The sequence below is a fragment of the Caballeronia jiangsuensis genome (assembly GCF_046030135.1).
Taxonomy (GTDB): Bacteria; Pseudomonadota; Gammaproteobacteria; order Burkholderiales; family Burkholderiaceae; genus Caballeronia; species Caballeronia jiangsuensis.
Window position 1 is genome coordinate 37,645 of record NZ_JAQQDB010000048.1, and the last position, 21,720, is coordinate 59,364.

A 21,720-nucleotide genomic window follows, 5' to 3' on the forward strand; every position below is an offset into this window, starting at 1 on the left:
GCCTCATGACGACGCGGTGCGACTTCGTTTCAAATAGCGCGCGATGAACGTGCGCGTCTCGTCGTGAGGAAAACGCACAGCCACGCTTTCGCCGCTGACCATTTCGACGATACCTTCGCCATAGCGACGCACGACGACCCGTTCGCCTCGCTCGAATGTCGGCATCGTCCGCTTGGGCTTTGTCTCTTCTTCCTTTCGGGCGTGTTCGACAAGCTCGCGTGGGCTCTCCATCACTTCCGGTGGATGCAGGCAGTTATCGCATACACCACATGTCTTATCGCCGAGTTCATCATTTGGCGGGGCGTAGCGAACGTCCGATGCGGAGTCCGTGTTGTGCGCGAAGTAGTCGAGCAGAATGCGCCAGCGGCACTGAGCGCTTTGCGCATAGCTGATCATGCGTTCCAGCACGTCCCGGTCTCGCTCGGCGCGCGCTGCATAGGCGTGCGATGCATCGCCGAGTTTCGCCTCGGCCTGGCTGCCGTCCTCATCGGTCAGCTTCATGCCACCGTGGCGCGTGCGGCGCGTCATGCCGATATCGTGAAGCAAAGTTGCCGCAACGCGCAACTTGTTCGCGCCCACGTCAGGCAACGCGTGACGCAGGCGCTCGAGCGGCTTCTCCAGCGTCTTGCTGCTCGTTTCGTTCGCGAGTTCACGCACGGTCCGCGCAACGCGTTCGATGGTCTGCGCACTGGGATAGCGGCCGCTCAGAAAAAACTGCTGCACCTGCTTGTCCTTCAGTTCGAACAGCAACGTGCAGCAGGCCGGCTCGCCGTCGCGTCCACTCCGACCTGCTTCCTGATAGTACGCATCGAGACTGCCCGGCATCTGCGCATGGATGACGAAGCGGATATCGGGCTTGTCGATGCCCATGCCGAACGCATTGGTTGCGACCATTACACGCGCGCGGTCCTCCATGAAAGCATCCTGTGACGCCGATCGCACGCTTGCCGCGAGCTTGCCGTGATAGCGCTCGGCTTCCACGCCCGCTTCGATCAGGGCCGCATGAAGCGCCTCGCATTCCGCGACGGTCGCACAATAGACGATGCCGCTGCCCTTCTCGCTGCACGCCAACTCTACGGCGCGCTTGCGCCTATCCTCGGGGTTCGTCATTTGTTCGACGGCGAAACGCAGATTGTCGCGATAGACGCCCGTATGAATGACATTGGCCTGCCGCATCTGAAGCTCGCGCATGATATCGGTCATGACCGCAGGCGTCGCCGTTGCGGTGAGTGCGAGTACCGGCGGGCGGCCCAATAACTTTATCGCCTGAATCAGTTCGACATACGCGGGACGAAAATCGTGCCCCCACTGGGAGATGCAGTGCGCCTCGTCGACGACTACCAGCGCGATCTCGGGCACATCCAATCCCTTGAGATCCGCGAGAAACTCCGTATCGACCAGACGTTCCGGTGTAACGAAAAGCATGCGCAAGGCGTGTCTGGAGAGAGCATCCATTGCATCGTGCAATTCGCTCGCCGAGAGCGCGCTGTTGAGCACCGCATTTGCAATGCCGGCTTCGGTCAACTTCGTTGCCTGATCGCGCATGAGCGATATAAGCGGCGATACGATGATCGTCATGCCTTCGAATTGCAGCGCTGGCAGTTGGTAACAGAGCGACTTGCCCGCGCCGGTAGGCATGACCGCCAAGGTATCGTGCCCGTCCATCACGCTGCGAATGACGTCTTCCTGGCCTGCTCGCAGATTCGGAAAACCGAAGACGCGGCGCAGCGCAATTTCCAGTTCCCGGTCGAGCGGCTTGCGCGCGGGCGTCATAGTCGGATGCATACGAGTCGATCGTTCGAGGTTGTACCAGGCTCGAGCATTAGACGAGCAGACGCACTCTGCGCGCCATGTAAGCAGCGGAAGTCCGATTCTTACGACGAGTGATCTACTCGCTGGTCCTTTCCTGTTGTACGGGCTCGTCCGCGGCGGCATTGCTCGGAGTTACGCCTTGCGCGTCCTCTGCGCTGATCGACGCTATCGCCTGCTCCCAGAACTCCTCCGCGCGCCCCTCAGGGGAGCCTTCCCGCTCCCATATCTCATAGGCACGACGACGAATGCGGTCTTGCTCTTTCTGATCATCCATGACCTTCTCCCTGTAATGCGGCAATGTCGCCGCCGGATCGAAGCTTGCACGACGATGACGCAACCATCGTGCCGCGTGCGTTCCCTGCGCCCGTCTTTCGGAAAGACCTTGCGCAAATTGCCTGCAGGAATCTGCTTCTCGGCCGGCGCCGCCTGAAAGGCAATGCCGCGGCAATGCCGACCGAAGCGGCGGATCGGCTATGAGCCCATCTCGGTACCGGGCATGTCCAGTGCAGCGTCCGCGCCAGACGAAGCCGCCCTTATCCGCGCTCGACGGGCGCCGGCGAAGAAGATACCCGCGGCGGACAGTGTCGCGGGGACTGCCAGGATGAGATAGAGCGCTGCGTTGGACCAGCCCGCTGACAGCATCAACGCGCCACCAAACGATCCCGCGATCGCACCGATCCGCCCGACGCCGAGCGCCCAGGCCACGCCCGTCGCCCGGCTCGATGTCGGATAGAAACCCGATGCGATGACATTCGCGCAAACCTGCGAGCCGCTCACGCAAAAGCCCGTCAGGAAGATGCACGCGGCAAGCCACCAGGCCGAGCCCGCAACCGCGAGCGATGCGACCGCCGCAGCGCCGATGAGATAAGCCGCGCTCACGACCTTGTAGGCGTCGAACCGGTCGATCATGACGCCCAGTACGATCGCCCCAAGCACGCCTCCGCCTTGCAGCAGGCCCGCGAAAACCGACGCCTGTTTGAGGGACAGGCCCGAACGCGCTCCGAGAATCGGGAGCCAGTTGATCAGCATGTAGAGGAGCAGCAGGCTCATGAAGAACGCGAGCCACAATAGCAGCGTGCCGCGCCGATAATCGGGATCGAAGAGGCGCCTGACGGGCGAAGCACTGGCCCGCTCGTCGGATGCGAAGTAGCGTTGCTCGGCTGCCGCGCGATCGGGCGCCACGCGTTTCAGGATCGCTGCGATATGCATTTCGTTTCCCTTGCCGAGCGCGAGGAAGCGAACCGATTCGGGCAACGCGAGCCACAAGACCGGCACCAGCATCAACGGAAGCAGCCCGCCGATGATCAGCACGCCTCGCCAGCCGAACTTCGCGACCAGATACGCCGTGACCACGCCGCCCAGCGCGGAGCCCAGCGAGAAGCCGCAGAACATCAAGGTCAGCAAGGTACCGCGCCGCCGCTCCGGACTGAATTCCGATGTGAGCGTGATTGCATTCGGCATCGCGCCGCCCAGTCCGAAGCCGGTCAGGAAGCGCAGCGCCACGAGCCACACGATATCCGGCGCCGCTGCCGATGCAAGGCACGCCGCGCCAAACCACGCGACCGACAGGATCAGCACGCCGCGCCGCCCGATGCGGTCCGCCAACGGCCCGCTCAGGAAGGCGCCCAGCATCAGACCGAGCAGACCGGCGCTGAAAAGCGGTCCGAGCGCCATCACCGACAGGTTCCAGTCGCTGCGCACATGCGGCGCGATAAAGCCGATGATGGCGATATCGAATCCATCCAGCGCCACGATCAGAAAGCACAGCAGTCCGATCATGATCTGGAAGCGCGACACGCGCGCCTCGTCAATGATGTCGCGCACGTTCACCGGCTCACGCCGCAATTCGTTGGCGTCCATGAAGTCTCCTTGACGTGATGCTCAGACGTGCGCGGTTTGCGCTTTGCCGGCGGCGATGGCTTCCACCTGCTCGATGAACGCGGGATCGCGCTCGCGAAGGTCTTCGTGACTGACCCGCCCGGTGCGTCGCATGTAGTCGTAGGCGAAGCTGACGGGATCGAGGTTCATGCGGGTATCGACGGACTCGTACCAGTCGAGACTCTTGCGCGCCGCGTCCTGAAAGCGATTCGACGCGTCCTTCCGGCTCGCCTCGAAAGCAGCGAAGGCAGCGGGAACGTCATCGCGATGAACCGACAGCGCTTCGCACAGCGCGATGGCGTCCTGCATCGCCATGCGCGTGCCCGAGCCGAGCGAGAAATGCACGCTGCGCAGTGCGTCGCCGAGCAGTACCACATTGCCGTGCGACCAGCGCCCATTGCTGACTACTTTGGCCTGAAACCATTGCGAGCGGTTCGTCAACAGCGCCTCGCCTTGCAGATCCTCCGCGAAGACTTGCTCGCAGAACGCGCGACTCTCATCCTCGGTGGCCGTATCCAGCCCGCAACGCCGCCACGTCTGCGGATCGACCTCGACGAGAAAAGTCGAATGCGTCTTGCTGTACTGGTAGGCATGCGCGATGAACACGCCATGCGGCGTGTCGCGGAAGATCAGCGACACCGGATGAAACAGACGCGTCGTGCCGTACCACGCGAACTTGTTGCGCCGCTCGTCGAAGCTCGGCTGGAAATGTTCGGCAAGCCGCGCGCGCACTTCGCTGTTCACGCCGTCCGCGGCGACGACGACGTCGTAATCTTCCAGTGCGGCCGGATCGTTCATGCAACTGCCGTAGCGCACGTCCACGCCCGTATCGCGGCACGCCTGCTGCAACACGTTCAGCAAATCGATGCGCGATGTGCGCGAAAAATGGTTATTCGACAGACGCACCGGCACGCCGCGATGCACGATCTCCATATAGTCGCAGCGCTCGTGATGCGCCGTGAACCTGCGAAAGAACGCTTCGTCGGCTTCCTTCAGAAAGCTCAGCGCGACGTCGGAGAACACCACGCCCCAGCCGTAAGTCGCGCCCGCCTCGTTGCGTTCGTGAACGACGATTTCGTCGCCGGGATGACGCTGCTTCATCAGCATCGAGAAATACAGCCCGGCGGGGCCGCCGCCAATCACCGCGATCTTCATGATGTTTTCCTCAGCATTTCCGTGAAATGACGCGCGGACTCGCCAAGCAGCGCCCCGGCATCCGGAACGATCGGCGCGAGGCCGAGATGATCGAGCATCTGCCGCACCGTGCAGACGGCGGTGGACGTGACCGGCACGCCGAGCCGGTCCTGCGCGATCTGGATCGCGGCGAGCGACGGCATCTGCACGCAGGCGGACAGCACGACCGCATCGGCATTCGCGATATGGAGCCGTCGGACATCGTCGAGCAGTTGCAGCGGATCGCGGCGACCGACTTCGAGGTTGTCTGGAATCTCGAACGACAGTGCATCTAGTACTTCGATGCCTTCTTCCTCGATATAGGCGACGACGGCGGCCGTCAGCGGCTTCATGTACGGCGCCATGAGCGCGATCTTGCGCGCGCCCATTGTCTTGAGACCGGCGACGAGCGCACCCGCCGACGTCATCACGGGCGCCTCGCAGTGGTTCTCGCGTGCGATGCGCCGCAGGTCCTGCTCGACCTGCCGGTGATAGCCCGGCCCCATCGCCATGATGGCGACGAGGCACGCGGTGCTCATCACATCGACGCGCGCATCGGCGAGTTCGGCCGCGCAGCGCAGACCCTCGCGATTCATCGCCTCCAGCTCTTCCTTGACCACGCGATGCATGCGCATGCGGCTCGAGTGGAACGTGAAGCGCTCCGGCAAGATGCTTTCGCGCGCGCGCAGCATCGCGGGAACCTCGGTCTCCATCGTCGTATTCGAGCTCGGCACGATCTGGCCGATCCGATACGTGCGGGATGTTGCCTGCGTCATTCGGTTTCTCCTGCGTCAGGGTGTTCGGCGCAGCGCGCCCGATACTGTTCCAGCGCGTCGCGCAACACGACGGGCATCTCGATCGATTCGCGCGCGTCGCGGCGAATGCATACCGGTGTGAGGCGCGCAATGAAGGCGATCTCGCCATCGGTCATGCGCGCGGTGATAACAAGCGTGAACGTGCGAGTGCGGATCGATTCGACTTCCACCGTCGCGTCGAAGGTCTCGTCGGGTCTGAGCGAGCGGCGAAAGTCGAATTCGAGCGCGCGCGTGGGTGTGCCGAAACCGTGATGGTTCTTCACCGCCTGCGGCGCGCCATCGAGTAGAAAGCCGTAGAAGAGCTCCGCGAACGAGATGACGTAATCGGAAAACGAAGCGGTGTAGACGACGCCCGCCGGATCGCACTCGCCCCAGCGAACGCGACGGCGCACGACGAACGGCCGCGTGAGCGCGACGTATTCGGTGCCGGTCATGCGCCCTCCTTCGCGATGCCCGGCGCAGCGGCATCCGAGGCGTGTGCGGGCTGCTCTTGCGCCATCCGCGCGGCGACGTCGCGGCGCAGGGCCGTCTTGTCGACCTTGCCCACGCGCGTCACCGGAAACTCGTCGACGATCTCGATGCGTTCGGGACACTTGAACTTGGCAAGCCCCTGAGCGACGAGGAAATCGGCAAGCTGCCGCACCGTCGGCGCAATATGGCCCGCGCGCAGGATCAGATAGACGCAGGCCTTCTCGCCGTACAGCGCATCGGGCATGGCGACAAGCTTCGCATCCGCGACCGCCGGATGGTGGCTCACGTACGCCTCGACTTCCTCACAGCCGATCTTCTCGCCGCCGCGATTGATGTTGTCGCGCAGCCGCCCTTCGAATGCGAAGCAGCGCACGCCGTCGATCAGCCTTTGCGTCACCATGTCGCCGGTGCGCACGAAGCCGTCGGGCGTCAGCGTCTGCGCGGTCGCCTCGGGCGCGCGGAAGTAGCCGCGTAGACTCGATGGTCCGCGAAAGCACAACTCGCCTGCCTCGCCCTCCGTCGCGGGTTCGTCCGTGCCGGGCACGAGCACGCGGATCTCGTCCGCCGGGCAACCCGACAGGCCTTGTGTGAAATGCCGCAACTGAGCGGCATGTGCCGGTCCCGCACCCATCAGCAGCCCTTCCGTCGTGCCGTACAGGTTGAAGCACGGCACGCCGAGATGCGCTTCTAGCGAATCGGCGCGGCTCAACGTGCCGAACAGTTGCAACGACGACAGATCGTGCCGCGCCGTCTCCCGATACGCGATCATCTGCGGCGCGACGGGGCCGATGGAAAGCCCGTGTGTCACGCGATGCGTTTCGATCAGCTCCAGCATCCGGGCGATGTCCACGCGCGGCATCAGCACGGTCGTCGTGCCGGCCGCCACCGTCGAGACGAACGCATACAACTGACCTGCGTTGTGCAGCAACGGCAGCGACCAGATCATGCGGCTCGCCTCGCTCATGCCGATGTGACGCATCCAGGCAAGCGCGTGACCGATGTACTCGGCATGAAAACGCGGAATGATCTTCGGCACGCCGGTCGTGCCGCCGGAAAGCTGGAAGCTCAGCACGTCCTCGCTGCCGATGCGGATGTCGCCGAGCACGGCGCGCGCGCGGGATAGCGGCATCGCGTCGATGAGCGCGTCGATCGTGCGATGGCGCGCGCCGACCTCCGTCTCCCTGGCGCGCGCAACGATGAGATGTTCCAGCGATGCGATCCGCCCGAACATCTGCCGCGCGAAGCCGACGAGATCGAATGCAGAGAAATCCGCCTGCACGAAGTAGCCGCGCGGTTCCGACTGCGCCGCAAGCTGGCCGATTTCGACTTCACGATACTGCGGCACCGCGCACACGGGCACGATGCCCGCCTTGTATGCGCCCATCAGCGCGACGGCCGTGTCGACCGTCGTGCCCATCTGGAAGATCGCGCGATCCCCGGGGCGCAGGCCGGTTTCGAGCAGTGCCGCGGCGAGCCGCTCGCTGCGCTCGTCGAGTTCCGCGAACGTGATGGTCGCTTCGTCCGAGATGTAGGCGGGCCGCTCGGGCACACGCGCGGCCGTGGCGCGCAGCGCGTCGCCGAGGGTCGTGTCGATCCATGCGCCCGATGCGAAATAGCTTTGCGCAAGCTCGCGCGGACCATAGATCACGCCTTCGATCGGGTGAAAAATGCCTCTCATGTGTTCTGTCTCCTGCATGTCCATGTACCGTTTCATCCGCGCGGCGCGATGCGCACGACATCGCGGTCATAGCGCTCGATGCGTCCGTTCAGTCCGCCGGTGAAGAGCCCGTACCAGACGGCGGGCTTCAGCCCCAGGGCGCGGCGCTCGAACGAGACCGGCTCGGCGGCGCTGATTTCCGTGTAATCGCCCCGCTCTTCGACACGGCAGCCAGCCAGCTTGCGCGCCGCTTCGATGAGCGACGCGAACTCCGGCACATTCAGCACGAAGATCTGCAAGTGCCCGGTGTCGGTCTCGCGACGCTCGCCGATGCGTGCCGCCTTGCGCGCCCAGACGTCATCGATGCAAGTCAGGCCTCGCTCGCGCGTCTCCAGTTCGATTGCCGCTTCGAGGGTCGCGGCGGCGTCGTGCGAATCGAGCGGCTCCAAAGCGCGCAGCTTGCGCGTGATCTCGATGAAATAGCCGTTCGGGTCGCGAAAGTAGATCGACTCGATCACCTCGTGGGCCGTCTCCACCGACACCTCCACCCCGCGTGACGCGAGCCGTGACTTCCACGCTTGCAGTTCCTCTTGCGTGTCGACCAGCCAGGCCGTGTGCGTGGCATCGAAGACATGATCGTCGGGGCGCGGCGGATGCGTCGCCCTTCCATCCAGCGTGTCGGGTTCGCGACTTCCGAGGTAGTAGAAAAACGCGATCGTGCTGCCGTTGCCGCTATCGAAAAAGAAGTGCAGGAAATCCGGGTGCGTGGCGGGCCCCCATCCACGCGCGGAAATCGTATGGATCAAAGGCAGGCCGAGCACGTCGCGATAAAACTCGACGGTCTCCTTGAGCCTCCAGGTCGGACGCGCCGTGTGATCTACGCCGCGCAGGCGCAGGGCCTGATCTTCGGCGGGCATGTCGCTCATCTTCATATCGGTACTCCGTATCTGATCAAGCGGATCTCATTGGGGAAAGGTTTCGCGCAGCCAGTCGCGCACGATGCGCCCGGCGATATAGCGGCCCGCCTCCTCGCCTTCGGCAAGCGCCCGGCCGTGGTGATCGCCACGTACCCGGCGATGCGATTTCGCCGACGAACCGAGGCTCGCGTAGATGTCCGCAACGACACTCGGGAAGCACGCCTGATCGCCGGTGTATTCGACGACGAGCGAGGGTTGCGTGATCGCGGGCGCTGTCTTCGACAGCAGCGCGTTCGACGACACACCCGACCACGTCGACAGCCACGCTTCTGGCGAGCAGCATCGGGCAAAGCCGACCGAGCCGTAGTTCGATGCGAACGGGTCCGCGCCCCACAGCGACCCGTAGCGGCGATCCGACGGATCGAGCGACAGGTCGAAGCAGCGCAGATCGGCATCGGTGCGCCAGATGGTCATCAGCGGCGTATGCGCGGCCACGCGGCGCGAGCGGGCATCGGCTGCCTCCCCGGCGGACTTGACGCGCGCGCGGGCGTCGAGGCGCTCGTCGATCAGATTGCGCGCGATGGCGTCGAGCCGTTCCACGCGCGCGATTTGCGCCGCGCGATAGCGTGTAACGAAGGCTGCGTCGTAGTGGGAGGGACGAGGCGGCGCGTCGAACCCGTTGGACCTCGCGAACGGATCGAGCGCATCGTCGACGCTGAGCGCATCGTTCTCGTCCGTGACCGAAGGATCGATGCAGCCTTGCAGCAACGCGCCCTGTCCCGGATGCGGGGCGACGAATATCACGCCATCCACGGGCGGCATGTCGAGCGACGCGAGCTTCGTTGGCCGTCCGCCCGGCGTGCGTTCGATGCGCTGCACCGGCTCCAGATTCGACTGCTGCACATAGAGCGCGTAGAGCCCGCTGCCCCCCGAATTGCCGAGCAGCACGACGCGCCTGAAGCCCGCTTCGCGCAGAAAGCGCATGCCGGCCGCGACGTCGTAAAGTGCGAACTCATGTTCGAGGCACATGTCGTTGCCCACCGAGCGCGGCGCTTGCGTCCACGCTGCGTAGCCCGCGCCGACGATATCCGGGATCAGGTAATGGCAGGCCATGAATTCGCGCGGATGCATGATGCAGACGACCGTATCTGCTGCACCGCTCGAATACAGCGAGCCACTCGTCGCGGCACCGTCCTGCGTGCGCAGCACGACATTGCGCGTGCTGGCGCCCGCCGGCAGATCACGCGGATTCCAGTCGGTGTTGAGAAATCCTGCGGTCGCGCCGCCAACGCGTACTTGTTCAGATCGATTCATCGAGGTCATCTCCTTTTTTTACATCTTAGTCGAATTATTTTACGTTGTCGTCGATTTTTGATTATGGTTTTTACGTATTCGTCAATTCATGGAGCGGCGCGGTTTGCCACGCGTGCCTTTGCCATCAAGAGCGGCAGGCTCACGGCGCGACGGCCGAATGAGGTATCGTGATGTTCTTTCTGACAGATTCGTCGAAAAACGCCGTATGACCCGAACCCAGACCAAGAGCGACGCCTTGCGCGAAAACATCCTTGAAGTGGCGACGCGCCTTTTCATCGAACGAGGCTTCGACGGCACGAGCTTCAACGACATCGCCGATGCGATCGGCGTGAGCCGGCCCGCGCTCTACTACTATTTCAAGAGTAAGGAAGCGATTCTCGAAGTGCTCACGGAGACGGTTACGCGTGCGGCGGGACAACTGGCGTCAGAGGCGGTGCCCGAACACATGCAGCATCCGGCAGGCATGCTGCGGCATCTGGTATTGCGTCATGCGCAATTGATCCTCACGCATCCGCTACAGTTTCGGGTCGTGGAGAGAAACGAAGGCAACCTGCCGCCAAAGCAACGCGAACTGGCGGAGCTGGCGCGCCGAGCGGTGCTCGAGCAGTTTCAGCACGCAATCGAATTCGGCATCGAGCAAGGGCAGTTTCGCGCGCTGGATGCGAAGGTGGCGGCCTTCTCGATCATCGGTATGTGCAACTGGAGTGCGTGGTGGTATTCGCCTTCCGGTCCGCGCTCGCTCGAGCAGGTCGCGGAGCAGATCGCCGATATGGCCCTGCACGCTGTGCAAATGGAAAACGAAAGACAGTTGCGGGAGCCGAGCACCGCCGCAGTGATTCAGTTGCTGCGCGACGATATCGACATGCTGGAACGGCGTCTCTCGTCGGACGGGAGCATCCCCGAGCGTCGCTGATTCTTCAACGAAAGAGCGCATCGAGTTCTAAGCGACACGTGGACCACGATCGTCACGTTCCTGATGGTCTTCCTGATCCAGAACACGCAGAACCGTGACACGGCCGCGATGCAGATCAAGCTCGACGAGCCGATCCGCGCAATGGAAGGTGCGCATAACGCGCTGCTCGATCTCGAAGAACTCGAGGAAAAAGATCTGAGTCGTTTCCGAAAACACTATGAAAAATTGGCCGAAGAAGCGCGGACCGCGTTGCGCTCGGGCGACAGCGACACCGGTTCGCCGTTCGTCGACAACCACCATGGCAATGATGACGAGCGGCGAGGCGATGAGAATCGCGATGCCAAACCGGGGGCCGCGACGCTACGTGGCTAGCAAACGCTGTCCGACTGCGGTGCCCATTTGCTTGCGCGCGTCAACACCTTGGCTGGCGCTTTTCTAGACGGCGAGCGAATGACCGAAAGTGGCCGGTTGCCGAAGTTCGCAGTACGAGCGCCGCCAGTGGATGCGACCACCGCGCCTGCTCCCGCACTCGACCCACCTCGGTCGTTCGAAACTCGGTATGCCAAACGCCTCTGGATGAAGTACAACCGTCAGCCGTTAGATGAGCGTAGCGAACGCCTGGATGAACTTTGTCGCCGGGCCGACGAACAACAGAGAACGGCCGACACCGGCAACTCGCCGCCGGCGCCCCTTGGCGACATCCACTATGGTCGCGGCGGGTTGCGCTACGAGCCTGTCATTTCTCCTGTGCGGACACCGGATCCCCGCTGGCCGCCTGCAGCGCGGCCAGCACCATGGACACCGCCGTACTTTGAGGCTCAGCCGTCAACGCACCGATGCGCTGCACCGCGGTCGACACCTTCAGCGGTAGTTGCCGCAGTTCGCCGTTCAAATCCGTTTCGCCGCGCCGCAAGCGAGTCGAGACGAACAGGCACGGCACGCGCCGCGCCACGGCGCAGTCGGTCAGATGCGACGTCGACTCCATCAACACGTGCGGCGCAGCGACGCCCGCAGTCGCGAATTCGACTTCGAGAGCAGTTCGCATGGGCGAGTCCATTGACGGCATGATCCACGGCCAGGCGGCCGCGTCGCGCCATGTGACGTGACTGTGCCGGTGCAATGGATGATTGTTCGGCGCGACAACCAGAATCTCATCGCTATAAAGCTCCGTGACGTATAGCCTGCGGTCAGCACCACCGATTCGAGGCGACACACAACCATATCGAGTTCGCGGCGCTGCATGAGCGACTGTGCCACTCGCCGGCGCCATCCGGTCATTATCTACGGGCGACTTTTCGCCCTCACCGTTTTGCCTGCTGCTGTCTTGCGGGCCGCTCGCCTGGCCGGTGGCCTGGCTTCGGCGTTGGGCACGCGTCGCGTAGAGGGCCGCGCCGCTGTGCGCAGCGACTTCAACTGTTCCTGAAGTGACGCATGAGCCGCCGGGATCGGCAACATCTTGGCTTAAGCGCGCTTCCCTTCCCGAATGAAGACACGCCGCTCGTCTTGCCGATCGGCGCCACCGCAGCCAACCACGGCACCGAAACCTGTTCGCCTTTGTCTAGCGCCGCCCTGCACGCGATCGTCAAAGCTGTGCTTGCAGGCGCAGAGGCGAGACTTCGCGAGCACGACCGGTCCTCTGCCGCATACGCTGACCTGCTGGAAAAGGCCTCCGCTCACTGGCTGCGGCACAGCGCGGGCTCCCATATGGCGGATCAGCAGGTCGATTTGCGACTCGTGCGCGACAACCTTGGACACGCATCATTGACCACGACAAGCCTTTACCTCCATGTCGATGACGACCGACGCCATCGGGAAACCGACGAGAAGCATCGCATCGACTGGTGACCGACCTTGGAAGCACGACGGTGTCCTACGCATCGAGCGGCACGTTTCCCAAATCGTGCGACGCCACGCCAAAATCGCTTGACCGCGCAACAAGATGAACTCGCCATGGAAGCACTCGACCTTGAAGCACAGATTTCGACTAACCGACGCGACGCGACGTTCGTCCTGGCGGGAAAGCCCGGCGCGGTCGAATGCATGATCGTGCGCGCCGCGCTGGAGGGTTTTTCTGGCTGCCGACCGAGGCGGACGAGGCCAAGATGCTGAAGAGGCCAAGATGCTGACGACTTTTCACGATGGCGCCAACCGTATCCACGCCGTCGCTCATCGCATGCTGCTCGCGTACCCTGCGGGCCACCTAGAACTGACAACGATTGCCTTAGTCATCGCCGCGTTTCGTGCACGCGTGGGGCCGGGTCTTGGTCTCCATCGATCGTTCCTCGCGCCGGGCGTGTCATTCGTCCATCGATGCGCGCCCTGCGTCGAATGCGAGGCGCGGTGGCGGATCACGCAGCACGCACCGCTTCCGGCGGTCCCGCTCGGACAACGTGCGGCGCTCTTGCGGCGGCACCGCGCGGCGGATGCCGAAGATATTCGCCAGATTGGCCTGCGCCTGCCTGAACGGCCGCAGCGCGCTGGCCGGGCCGGTCAAGAGTGCGGTGACGCCGGGACCATGGCCCGCCACGGTGCTGTCGCCATGCACGATGACGCCGATGGTCACGTACGCGCCCCGATAGAGCGGACCGCGACGCGTATCGGAATCGATGATCGCGACCATGTCGCCGAAGCGCAGGCTGCCCAGACGATAACGCGCGCGCAACCGGGCATCGGCGAGCTGGATGTCGTAATCGCCGCGCCACGCCGTGTTCTTGCCGAGACCCGAACCCATGATTCGCGCCGGTACGAGATGCGTGACGGGCACGAGCAGCCGGCCATCCTGCTCGACGACGCCCCATCGCCGCAGCAGGCGCGGAGAGCAGTTGAGCACGTCGACGTGCGGATGATCGGTCAGGCGCATGCCGAGCCCATGTGAGACGATCTGCATGCGATCGCCGATCTGTAGCGTCATCAGCACATCGGCCGGAAAATCGATCAGCACGTGATTCACACCGCCGTGCTTGCCTGTCACCATGCCGGTCTTGCCGGTGCATGGCCCGCTCGTCACCTTCGCGACATTGCCGACGCACGCATAGGTCAGAAGCGCGTTGTTCGGTCCATCGCGCGGGCCGATCACTTCGCGGCTGTTGTTGTGCAGCGCGACGCCCGGCTCGATATGATCGCCCGCGAGTCCCACGCACAGATCACCGATGCGCTTGTTCAGCGCAATGCCGCCGGTGCCGGGCAGCACGCGCGGCACGCCGTCGTAGCCGATACGATACGGAGACTCGCGGCCCACCGGATGCGCGATCTGCCCCGCGACCGATACCGCGACGAGTTCGCCGTCGTTGATGCGCGGGCCGCGCACGCCGTCCTGGCGGACGGGCAACTGGTTCATGGTCCGTCTCCGCTGAAGGACAGCATCTGTGCGGGAATGTTCGCGGCCTCCGCGGTGCGGATGATGAACGCGCGCATCTGCGCGCGCACGGCAGGCGGCACCCGGCCGAGTCCGTCGAGGCGATAGACGAGACGCACGCTGCGCGGCAGATAGTTCACGGCGCCACGCGCCCGCGTAAGTCTGATTTGCCGCCGGACCTGCCTCACATGGCCCGCTATGAGCTCGCGCAACAGGTCGCGGTTGAGCTGACCTCCGTTGACGTAGTGCGGGGCATAGACCGACTTGTACTCATAGGCGATGGCGCGCCCGTGCGGATTCAGAATCACGTCGGCGACCGAGCTGCGCCGGTCGTACCGCTGCACGCGCACCTGATTGCGCACGTCGATGCCGGGCAAGGCACGGGTGCCCGCCGGAACCTGCCGGCGAACCAATTGTCCGCTGGCATCGGCGACGTAGCGCCCCACGCACAGGTCGCGCACGAACTTCCGCTCCCAGCATCGGCCGCGCAGACGGCCCAGGGTCTTGCCGGGAGCGCGGTCCTTCCGCGCCTGGTCATACGCCCTGCAGGCCTTGATCTGACTCCGGTCGATCCACGCCTGCCCGCATTCGTTGATTTCGCGCGCAGGATCGAAGTCCTGCTCGCGCAGCCGGGTCTCGAGCGTGTCGGAGAGCATCTCGTCGACGAACAGAGTCAGTGGCGCATCCATGTTCCCGCTCCGCAAACGCTCAAAGGAAGTACCACCACGCCTGAGCGCGATCCCAAGGATTGCCGCCCGCGCCGTCGTTCGGCCGAGCGACATTCACATGCAGCGCGGCGAGCGGCGGCAAGTCCTGCACGAGGCCCGCGAGCCCCGCCGCCGCGAGGGCGCTGCGCAACAACTCGCGCTCCGCGCCGAACAGCGACGCCGCATGCGATGCGGGCATCGGATCGAGCAGCTGCGCCGGCCGTCCGATGCGCGCGAGCGCCTGCACCGGCCGGGGCGGCGCGCCGCCCGCCGCCGCCATCAGCACGACGGCACTGTCCAGCGCGGCCGACAACGCGAGCGCATCGAGGCTCGCGTCGGTCTGGTCCCAGCCGCCCGGCGCATCGCCGAATCGCTCGACGCGCGCGCCGAGCGATTCGGCGAGCGTCTCGTAGCGCGTCACCACACCTGCGTCGGCGCTTGCCTGCAATTGCGATTCCGCGAGGTTGTCGCCGACCCAACGAAACGGCCACGAGCCCGCATCGGTGCGCTCGCGCAATCCGATCCACGCCTCCAGCGCGGCGGGCAGCGGCCGCGTCAGATCGTCGTTTGCGTCCCAGGCGTCGAATTCGCGGGGGTCGTTCGCGCTGTCCGCGCCAACGAGCTGCGGCATCAGCAGTTCGCTTGCGTCGATGACCTGCCAGAAGCTGCGCGTGAGCCACGGCTCGAGCACCGCCGCCACGCGCAGCGCGAACTCGAATCCGAGGCGCGTGCCGAGCACCAGCGCGGGGTCGAGCACGCAGCACAGCTTGCGGCGATGCACTTGCACGAACAGATCGTCGGATTGCATGGCATGTCAACCTGTGTCAGGCCCGACGCCGCGCTCAGACGCTCGCCGGCTGCGGCACGCCGAGCACGCTCTTCAGCGCGGGCGTGACGCCGGGGAAGCCTCGTCCTTCGGGTGTCATGCGGTACGCGGCGAGCCACGCTTCCGCATGCGCGCCCATCGGACGCACGACGCTCTGGAACAGGATCGGATCGACGGCCGTCTTGAAGTCGTTATCGGCGATGAACTGCAGGATGCGCCTTCCGCTCTCCGCCATTTTTGCGCGCTGCGACGGCTCCGCGACACCGCCCAGATGCCGGTTCGACACGATCTCGACGACGTCCCACTTCGTGTTGGCGTCGAAAGCCTTCTTGATGTCGGGCGCATCGAGCAGCTGCAGCACGGTCTTCAGGTAGTGGCCGGTTTCCATCGCGAGCGCGAAGATATTGCCGTACGTCGAACGGTCCAGCGCATAGCGCAGATCGAGACCGATGCGCTGCACCGTCGCGACGCTGCCGAACGGTCTTTGTTCGATCAGTTGCCCGCCGCGGATGACCTCGCCGATCAGCAGGTCGCGGAAGTACTGCCCGAGCGCCACCATGAAGCCGACGAGCTGCCGGTGGAAATTGCGGTTGACCACCGCGCCCGCCGGCGCCTGCGCGGTGCCGTAGTTGAACGCACGGCGATACGCGATCATGCGGTCGTTGAACGAGTAGCGCAGCGGCGTCCACTTCTGCAGCAAATAGAGGCCGTGCGCGCCGGGGCCGCGCTGGATGCGCATCTTGCCGAGCCGAAAGAGGTGCAGCAGCACGTCGACGACCTGGAAAATCTTCATGCGCTCGTGCTGATAGATGTAGTACAGCTCGGCGGCGGCGTGCAGCTGGCTCGGCACGACGGCATCGTCGAAATCCGGCTGGATGTACGGATACGAGACGTTGTCGAACTCGACAGGCCCCTTGTCACCGAAGCCGATCATGTCGAGGAAGCCATCGCGGCCCGTGCCGTTCGCGGCCTTCTGCAGCAGTTCGCCGAAGCGTTCCTCGAACTGCTGCTCGTAGTTGCGGCGCTGGTCGGGCGGAAGGCTCGCCAGCTGATCGCGCAAGAAGGTTTCCCAAAGCCGCTGGATGGTCTCAGTCGTTTGGAAGCTCATGTTCCTGCTCCTCGGTTAAGACCCGGATGATCCGTGTGCGGCCTTTTTGGCCGCGGTCTTCTTCACCGCGACTTTCTTCGCGGCAGGCCGTGGCGCCGCGGCCCGGGCCGACGCCATGCGCCGGGCGGGCTCATCGGGCGTGGGCTCCGTGTCGTCCGCACCCTCCAGCGCGTCCAGCGCCCCCAGCTCCGCTTCCGCGTCGTCCGCCTCGCTCATCTCCGGCGCAACCTGTGCGCCGGTTCGCGCGGCGGCATAGCGGGCGAGCAGCGTCATGCAGGCGGTGCCGAGCGCGTCCAGATGCTCCTGCGTTATCGCGTCGCCGAACGCGAGCGGCTCGGGAATCGGGATCGACGCTGCGTCGTCGACGATGAGCGCGAGCGCGATGCGCAGCCGCTGTACGTCCTCGACATGCCTCGAATATTCGACGGCGCCCATGTCGGCCGGCAGCGCGCACAGCAGCCAGATGCTCGCGAGACTCGCCGCGAAAACGGGTTCGCTGTAGCGCTCGTCGAATGAGCCCTTGAGCGCCAGCTCGTCGATGGTTGGCTCCAGTTGCCGCACCAGGTCGGTGGCGCAGGCGATCGCGGCGAAACTCACAGGCGCCTTCACCGGCGGCGCCCCGCCGATGTCGAGCCGTCTCATCGGAGCCTCGGGCGCGGGCGCGTCGGGTGCGTGCCGAAAAGTCGACTGTTCCTGCGGGTACGGCGGCGCGATCCGGTCGCGCATCTGCCTAACGTCTTCCTCGATGCTCTGAAGCCGTTGATCGAAATGGATGAGCGAGAGCGCCGCGAGGCCATTGGCCGCCGCGTTCGTGCGCAACGCCTTGTGCAGCCGCGTGCGCCCCTGGTTTTCGAGCAGTTGCAGCGTCTGCTCGCGCAGCGCCTTCCCGGGTACTTCCAGATCGTCGGGTGCCATCATGTTCTCCGCGAGTCAAGATATCGGGCCGCGCTAGTCGCGCGATGAGCCGTCGTCGGGCACGTCGTCGGCGACCGAATTCAGGCTCGTTTCGAAGTGCGGCGGAATCTTGATCGTGACCGGATCGCACGTCGCGGCGCGCTTGTCGAGCAGGTCGCAGATATGATCGAAATGGGGATCCGACGAATGCGCGTCGTTGTAGTCCGCGACGAGTGTCGAAATGCTCGTGCCATCGACCGTTTTGATCATGAACTGGTGCTGCTGCACCTCGAGCGTCGTATAGAGGTTGAACTTGCTCAGGTTGAGCGCCCAGCGCATGAGCCGCTCCAGCACGCCGTCAGGATCGCCGAACAGCGCGGCGTCAGGCACGCAGCCGGGCGCCATCGTGCCGATGAGGTTCTTCAGACGCATCTCGGCATCGCGCTGGATACACAACTCCTGATGACGCCATTTGCCGCGGCAGACCTTGTCGTAGTTCGACGGCAGCGTATCCCAGTAGCGGTTGAGCGGATCCTTGGGCACCGGTCGCAGCAATCCGCGAACGTCCAGCAGACTCAGTTGAATCGATTCGACCACCTCGTCGGCCGGCAGCTGGCCGGACGGCTTGATGATGTCGCACGCGCCGGGGTTCTGCGTGCCGACATCGTAGTTGAGCTTGACCGTGGTGTCGGGAAACTTCGGGCCGAATTCGCAGCACTGCATCAGCGCCGACTCCACCACGTAGCTGTACGCGGACGCGCGACATTCCGGCGCGCCGAGATCCTGATTACCGAGCGCGTAGAGATCGATCGCGCGGTCGACGTCGTACAGCACCTTGTCGAGAATGATCTGGCAGAGCGCCTGGCCATCGCCGCAGTCACAGTTGTTGAAACAGTCGAGCTGCCCGGCGAGCACGCCGCGCTTCTGGATCAGCAGCAGCATGCGCTCGTCCGCGCGTTGCAGACGCTGCATGCCGTACAGACCGTAGAGCAGGATCGGCGGCCGCGCGATGCGCAGCAGGCGGATGCCGCCCGACGGATCGAACGCTTCCGCAAACAGCATCAGCGCTTCGAGGAACGCCGCAAGCGGCGGCGACTCGGGCTTGGACAACTGATGCGCGACCGACACGAAGCGCCGGAAGCGCGCGAGATCGATCTGCGCCGTCGAGCCCAGGGCGCGCAGTCCGTCGATGTTGCCGTCCGCCGCGCGCTGGATGAGTTCGTCCATCGTTCGCGACAGCTCGTTTTCCTCCAGCAGCGAGCGCAGATCGCCCTGCCCCTGCGCTTCCAGTTGCTGATACAGCGTGCGATAGGCGTCGAGTCCGCGTGGCCAGTCATTCGGCCCATAGGCCTGCTGCGTCGCGCCGACGAGATTACGCAGCGCGTAGATCGCCGCGTCGCGACGTGTCTGCAGCTCGGTGTAGGGTGCCTGCAGCAGATAGCGGCCGCCGCCGAAGCCGACGTTTGCGAGCGCCTCGCCCATCGCGACGAGCAGCACGGCGGCCGCTTCGTCGAGACTTTGCGCGAGCTTGCGGTAGTTTTGCGTCATGCCGGCCGTGAGCGCGCCCACGAGCCGCGACACGCGCGCGTAATCATTGAGCTGGCGCCGGATCGCGAACGCCTTGTCGCGATTGCGCGGATCGAGCGCGGCGCAGGCTGCCGCGTAGCCTTCACGCAGCGCCGAGCGGATCGCCTGTGCCCAGCCAAGCAGCTCGGGCGTCACGTCCTTGAGCAGCGCGTCGGAGGATAGCGCGCGCAGATCGCATTCGATGTCGTTGAGGGCCTGCTGCCATTCGGCGGCGCTCGAGGTCGGATGCGCGGGTGCGGCGCTCGCCGGCACCGGCATGCGCAGGAACGGCAGGCCACGCGCTTCCTGCGCGATCGCCGCCGCGCGCGGATCGCCCTTGTAGCGATCGAGCAACGCGCTCGCGATCTGCAGCGGATCGTTCGGATTGCCCACGCGCAACTCGCGCCGAATCAGGTTGTCGAGCGCGAGGCGTTGATGTCCGTGGGCGGCCGGATCGGGGCCGGAGAGCGGACCGGCAGCGCCGCCGCCATAGGAGCCGGTCGCGGGGCCGGTGGAGAACGGAGGGGTCGACATGATCAGAATCTCAGCGTGAGATAAGGGCCGGGCACATGGGCACGGTCGTCAGCAGGCCTGACCGGGCCCGGCGCCGTGACGGCGCATGCATGCGGCTGGGTGAGCGCGCAAGCTGACGCGCGCGTTCGAGGCGTCGCCGCCCTTTCCATGACGCGCCTGTCGGTGCGTTTTCCGCTACGTCGGGTGACATGCTGTTCTCCTGTTCTGCGTCTTTGATGCGTCGTTCAGCGGTCCTTCATGCGACGAGCCGCAGCGGCTGCGTCTGCCGCCCGTCGGCGCGGCTCATATGCCCGGTCAGCAGATGCGTCACGCAGTGCGCGAGGCGCGTCGGCGCGATCCGTCCCTCCGCGAGCGCGTAGTGCGCCGCGCTCACGAGGTGCCGCGGCGGCAGACGCGCATCCTGCTCGCGCGCGAGCGCATCGGCGCCCGCGCGGATCGCGGCTTCGTCCTCCCGACTGAAAGGGATGATGTCCACGAGCGCGCGCTGCGCCAGATTGCGCCGCGTCTGGAACGCAATCTCGTCGACCACGGCGGGTATCAGACGTGGCGCGCTCGCCATCAGCGGCGCGGGAATTCGGTGATTGCGCGAAGGCCGGTAGAGCCCTTGCCATACGCGCAGGAGCCGCGTCGCGTCCCCGGCGAAGCCCATGCGCCGCAGCATTTCCGCGAGCAGGTACACCCGCAGATACGCGGTCGGATGCGCGCCGCCCGGGCGGTAGGTCAGCGTGCGGGGCTGCGGATGCGCGAGAAAATCTGCCATTCCCCACGCCGCTGCGGGACCGCCGAGGAGGATGGCCGCGAGATCCGCAAAAATTTCCTTGTGCCAGCGCCCATAGACGCTCGCGAGAAACGGGTCGCGCGCGCTGCCCATCACGCGCCTCAGCACGGCCTGGCGGTTTTCCTGCCAGATGCCGAGATCGGCTTGCAGGTTGTGCGCGACTTCATGCAGGAACACGGACTGCCACGGCTGATCGCGATCCCACGGAATGCGGATCAGGGGAAACGGATTCGCCTCGCCGAGCAGCCGCGCGAGCTGCACGCCGCGGCGCATCGTGGCGGGCGAATAGCCGTGCTCCATGTAGCACACCGGCTTGAGCAGCGGCGCCTCGAAGATGCGTGGCGCCGCGCGCCGCACCGCCTGATAGCAATCCTGCGCGATGACGTCGTGCGCCGCGAGCGACGGCCCGTAGCTCGTGCCGCGCTGTGCGAAAACTTCGTAAAACATCCCGAAGAGCCGCCGCGCGCGGTCGAGTTCGCGCTCGACGAGCGCGATGTCGATCAGCACGCGCTCCGGCGCGCGCTGCGCCGCGCCTTGCTCGCGCAGCCTCGAGAAGCGTCCGCGGATTCGATGTTCCGCCTGCGACAGCAGCCTGTTTGCCGCCTGGAAGTGCTGCCGCGACGGCGCATACGGCATGTCCTGCGGCCGCAGCCCGACGAACGCGTTGTCGACGCGCGCGAGCCGCGACAGCCGAGCCGACAGCCCGTTGATCTTGGCTTGCACGAATCGTTGCAGGTCCATGAGCGGCTCCGTCAGGCTCGTTAGATTGGGCCATGCGAATGCGGCTCAGCCGCGTCCGCGGATCGTGATGGTCACCGGCCCGCGCAGACGCAGCCGCCGTTGCTGTCCGCAATGCGGGCAGGCGCCGCCGCCGCGACGCGGGCTGGTCGCCGCCACGCGTCGCGCGACCGGAGCCACCGTGCGCGCGATGGCCCGCGCGCCCTGGCCGCGCGGCGTCGCGCGCCGGGCCGCGGTCACGAGCGGACGCGCCAGCCGGCGCGT

General features: G+C 65.2%; 20 protein-coding genes and 2 pseudogenes. 4 read left to right on the forward strand and 18 right to left on the reverse strand.

Annotated features, from left to right (window positions below; genetic code table 11):
• Positions 1-3 precede the first annotated feature (3 nt).
• Both PQR08_RS33130 and PQR08_RS33135 read right to left on the reverse strand, forming a co-directional pair.
• Positions 4-1,785: a RecQ family ATP-dependent DNA helicase gene (locus PQR08_RS33130; protein ID WP_408163742.1), complete on the reverse strand. Its 1,782-nt coding sequence runs from the start codon at positions 1,783-1,785 to the stop codon at positions 4-6.
• Positions 1,786-1,888: 103 nt separating this feature from the next.
• Positions 1,889-2,086, reverse strand: coding sequence for a DUF2934 domain-containing protein (locus PQR08_RS33135; protein ID WP_238213139.1), 198 nt, complete (start codon positions 2,084-2,086; stop codon positions 1,889-1,891).
• Between the two features lie 44 nt (positions 2,087-2,130).
• Here PQR08_RS33135 and PQR08_RS33140 point away from each other — a divergent pair, with 44 nt between their 5' ends.
• Entirely contained in the window at positions 2,131-2,289 is a 159-nt protein-coding gene (locus PQR08_RS33140; protein WP_238213137.1) for a hypothetical protein, read from the forward strand.
• Here the strand turns inward: PQR08_RS33140 and PQR08_RS33145 are convergent.
• From PQR08_RS33145 to PQR08_RS33175, 7 genes are read right to left on the reverse strand one after another with little or no spacing between them, the layout of a single operon-like run.
• Positions 2,284-3,672, reverse strand: coding sequence for an MFS transporter (locus PQR08_RS33145; protein ID WP_238213135.1), 1,389 nt, complete (start codon positions 3,670-3,672; stop codon positions 2,284-2,286). The genes PQR08_RS33140 and PQR08_RS33145 overlap by 6 nt on opposite strands.
• A gap of 21 nt (positions 3,673-3,693) precedes the next feature.
• Positions 3,694-4,845, reverse strand: a complete 1,152-nt coding sequence (locus PQR08_RS33150; protein WP_250484996.1) for an FAD-dependent monooxygenase — start codon at positions 4,843-4,845, stop codon at positions 3,694-3,696.
• Positions 4,842-5,639: a maleate cis-trans isomerase family protein gene (locus PQR08_RS33155; RefSeq protein WP_250484995.1), complete on the reverse strand. Its 798-nt coding sequence runs from the start codon at positions 5,637-5,639 to the stop codon at positions 4,842-4,844. Before PQR08_RS33155 ends, PQR08_RS33150 begins: the two co-directional genes overlap by 4 nt.
• Entirely contained in the window at positions 5,636-6,112 is a 477-nt protein-coding gene (locus tag PQR08_RS33160; protein ID WP_238295642.1) for an acyl-CoA thioesterase, read from the reverse strand. Before PQR08_RS33160 ends, PQR08_RS33155 begins: the two co-directional genes overlap by 4 nt.
• Positions 6,109-7,827: an AMP-binding protein gene (locus PQR08_RS33165; RefSeq protein WP_250484994.1), complete on the reverse strand. Its 1,719-nt coding sequence runs from the start codon at positions 7,825-7,827 to the stop codon at positions 6,109-6,111. Before PQR08_RS33165 ends, PQR08_RS33160 begins: the two co-directional genes overlap by 4 nt.
• A 32-nt stretch (positions 7,828-7,859) precedes the next feature.
• Entirely contained in the window at positions 7,860-8,732 is an 873-nt protein-coding gene (locus PQR08_RS33170) for a VOC family protein (protein WP_250484997.1), read from the reverse strand.
• A gap of 36 nt (positions 8,733-8,768) precedes the next feature.
• On the reverse strand, positions 8,769-10,037 hold the full coding sequence (locus PQR08_RS33175; RefSeq protein ID WP_250484993.1) for an alpha/beta fold hydrolase: 1,269 nt from the start codon (positions 10,035-10,037) through the stop codon (positions 8,769-8,771).
• Positions 10,038-10,242: 205 nt separating this feature from the next.
• Between PQR08_RS33175 and PQR08_RS33180 the strand changes: the two genes are divergently transcribed.
• Together PQR08_RS33180 and PQR08_RS33185 are read left to right on the forward strand one after the other, a co-directional pair.
• A complete protein-coding gene (locus PQR08_RS33180; RefSeq protein ID WP_250484992.1) occupies positions 10,243-10,950 on the forward strand; it encodes a TetR/AcrR family transcriptional regulator in 708 nt (235 codons plus the stop codon).
• 30 nt (positions 10,951-10,980) lie between these two features.
• A pseudogene (locus PQR08_RS33185) lies at positions 10,981-11,322 on the forward strand (low affinity iron permease family protein); the annotation flags it as partial.
• Positions 11,323-11,686: 364 nt separating this feature from the next.
• Here the strand turns inward: PQR08_RS33185 and PQR08_RS33190 are convergent.
• Positions 11,687-12,220: a LysR substrate-binding domain-containing protein gene (locus PQR08_RS33190; protein WP_250484991.1), complete on the reverse strand. Its 534-nt coding sequence runs from the start codon at positions 12,218-12,220 to the stop codon at positions 11,687-11,689.
• A 170-nt stretch (positions 12,221-12,390) separates the two neighbouring features.
• Here PQR08_RS33190 and PQR08_RS33195 point away from each other — a divergent pair.
• Positions 12,391-12,795: pseudogene (locus PQR08_RS33195) on the forward strand (tyrosine-type recombinase/integrase); the annotation flags it as partial.
• Between the two features lie 451 nt (positions 12,796-13,246).
• On the opposite strand, the gene PQR08_RS33200 reads toward PQR08_RS33195, so the two are convergent.
• From PQR08_RS33200 to PQR08_RS33235, 8 genes are all read right to left on the reverse strand, one after another.
• A complete protein-coding gene (locus PQR08_RS33200; protein ID WP_250484990.1) occupies positions 13,247-14,287 on the reverse strand; it encodes a DUF4438 domain-containing protein in 1,041 nt (346 codons plus the stop codon).
• Positions 14,284-14,994, reverse strand: a complete 711-nt coding sequence (locus tag PQR08_RS33205) for a hypothetical protein (RefSeq protein WP_238287819.1) — start codon at positions 14,992-14,994, stop codon at positions 14,284-14,286. Before PQR08_RS33205 ends, PQR08_RS33200 begins: the two co-directional genes overlap by 4 nt.
• 19 nt (positions 14,995-15,013) lie before the next feature.
• Entirely contained in the window at positions 15,014-15,820 is an 807-nt protein-coding gene (locus tag PQR08_RS33210) for a hypothetical protein (RefSeq protein WP_408163748.1), read from the reverse strand.
• Positions 15,821-15,854: 34 nt separating this feature from the next.
• A complete protein-coding gene (locus PQR08_RS33215) occupies positions 15,855-16,946 on the reverse strand; it encodes a hypothetical protein (protein ID WP_238287816.1) in 1,092 nt (363 codons plus the stop codon).
• 15 nt (positions 16,947-16,961) lie between these two features.
• Positions 16,962-17,864 (reverse strand): hypothetical protein, encoded by a 903-nt coding sequence (locus PQR08_RS33220; RefSeq protein ID WP_250484988.1) that lies wholly within the window; start codon positions 17,862-17,864, stop codon positions 16,962-16,964.
• 30 nt (positions 17,865-17,894) lie between these two features.
• Positions 17,895-19,940 carry a hypothetical protein gene (locus PQR08_RS33225; RefSeq protein ID WP_250484987.1) on the reverse strand — a complete coding sequence of 682 codons (2,046 nt, stop codon included), beginning with the start codon at positions 19,938-19,940 and terminating at the stop codon, positions 17,895-17,897.
• Between the two features lie 235 nt (positions 19,941-20,175).
• Entirely contained in the window at positions 20,176-21,459 is a 1,284-nt protein-coding gene (locus PQR08_RS33230) for a hypothetical protein (protein WP_250484986.1), read from the reverse strand.
• Between the two features lie 45 nt (positions 21,460-21,504).
• Positions 21,505-21,720 (reverse strand): hypothetical protein (locus PQR08_RS33235; RefSeq protein ID WP_408163751.1); only part of this gene is annotated, 216 nt, incomplete at its 5' end.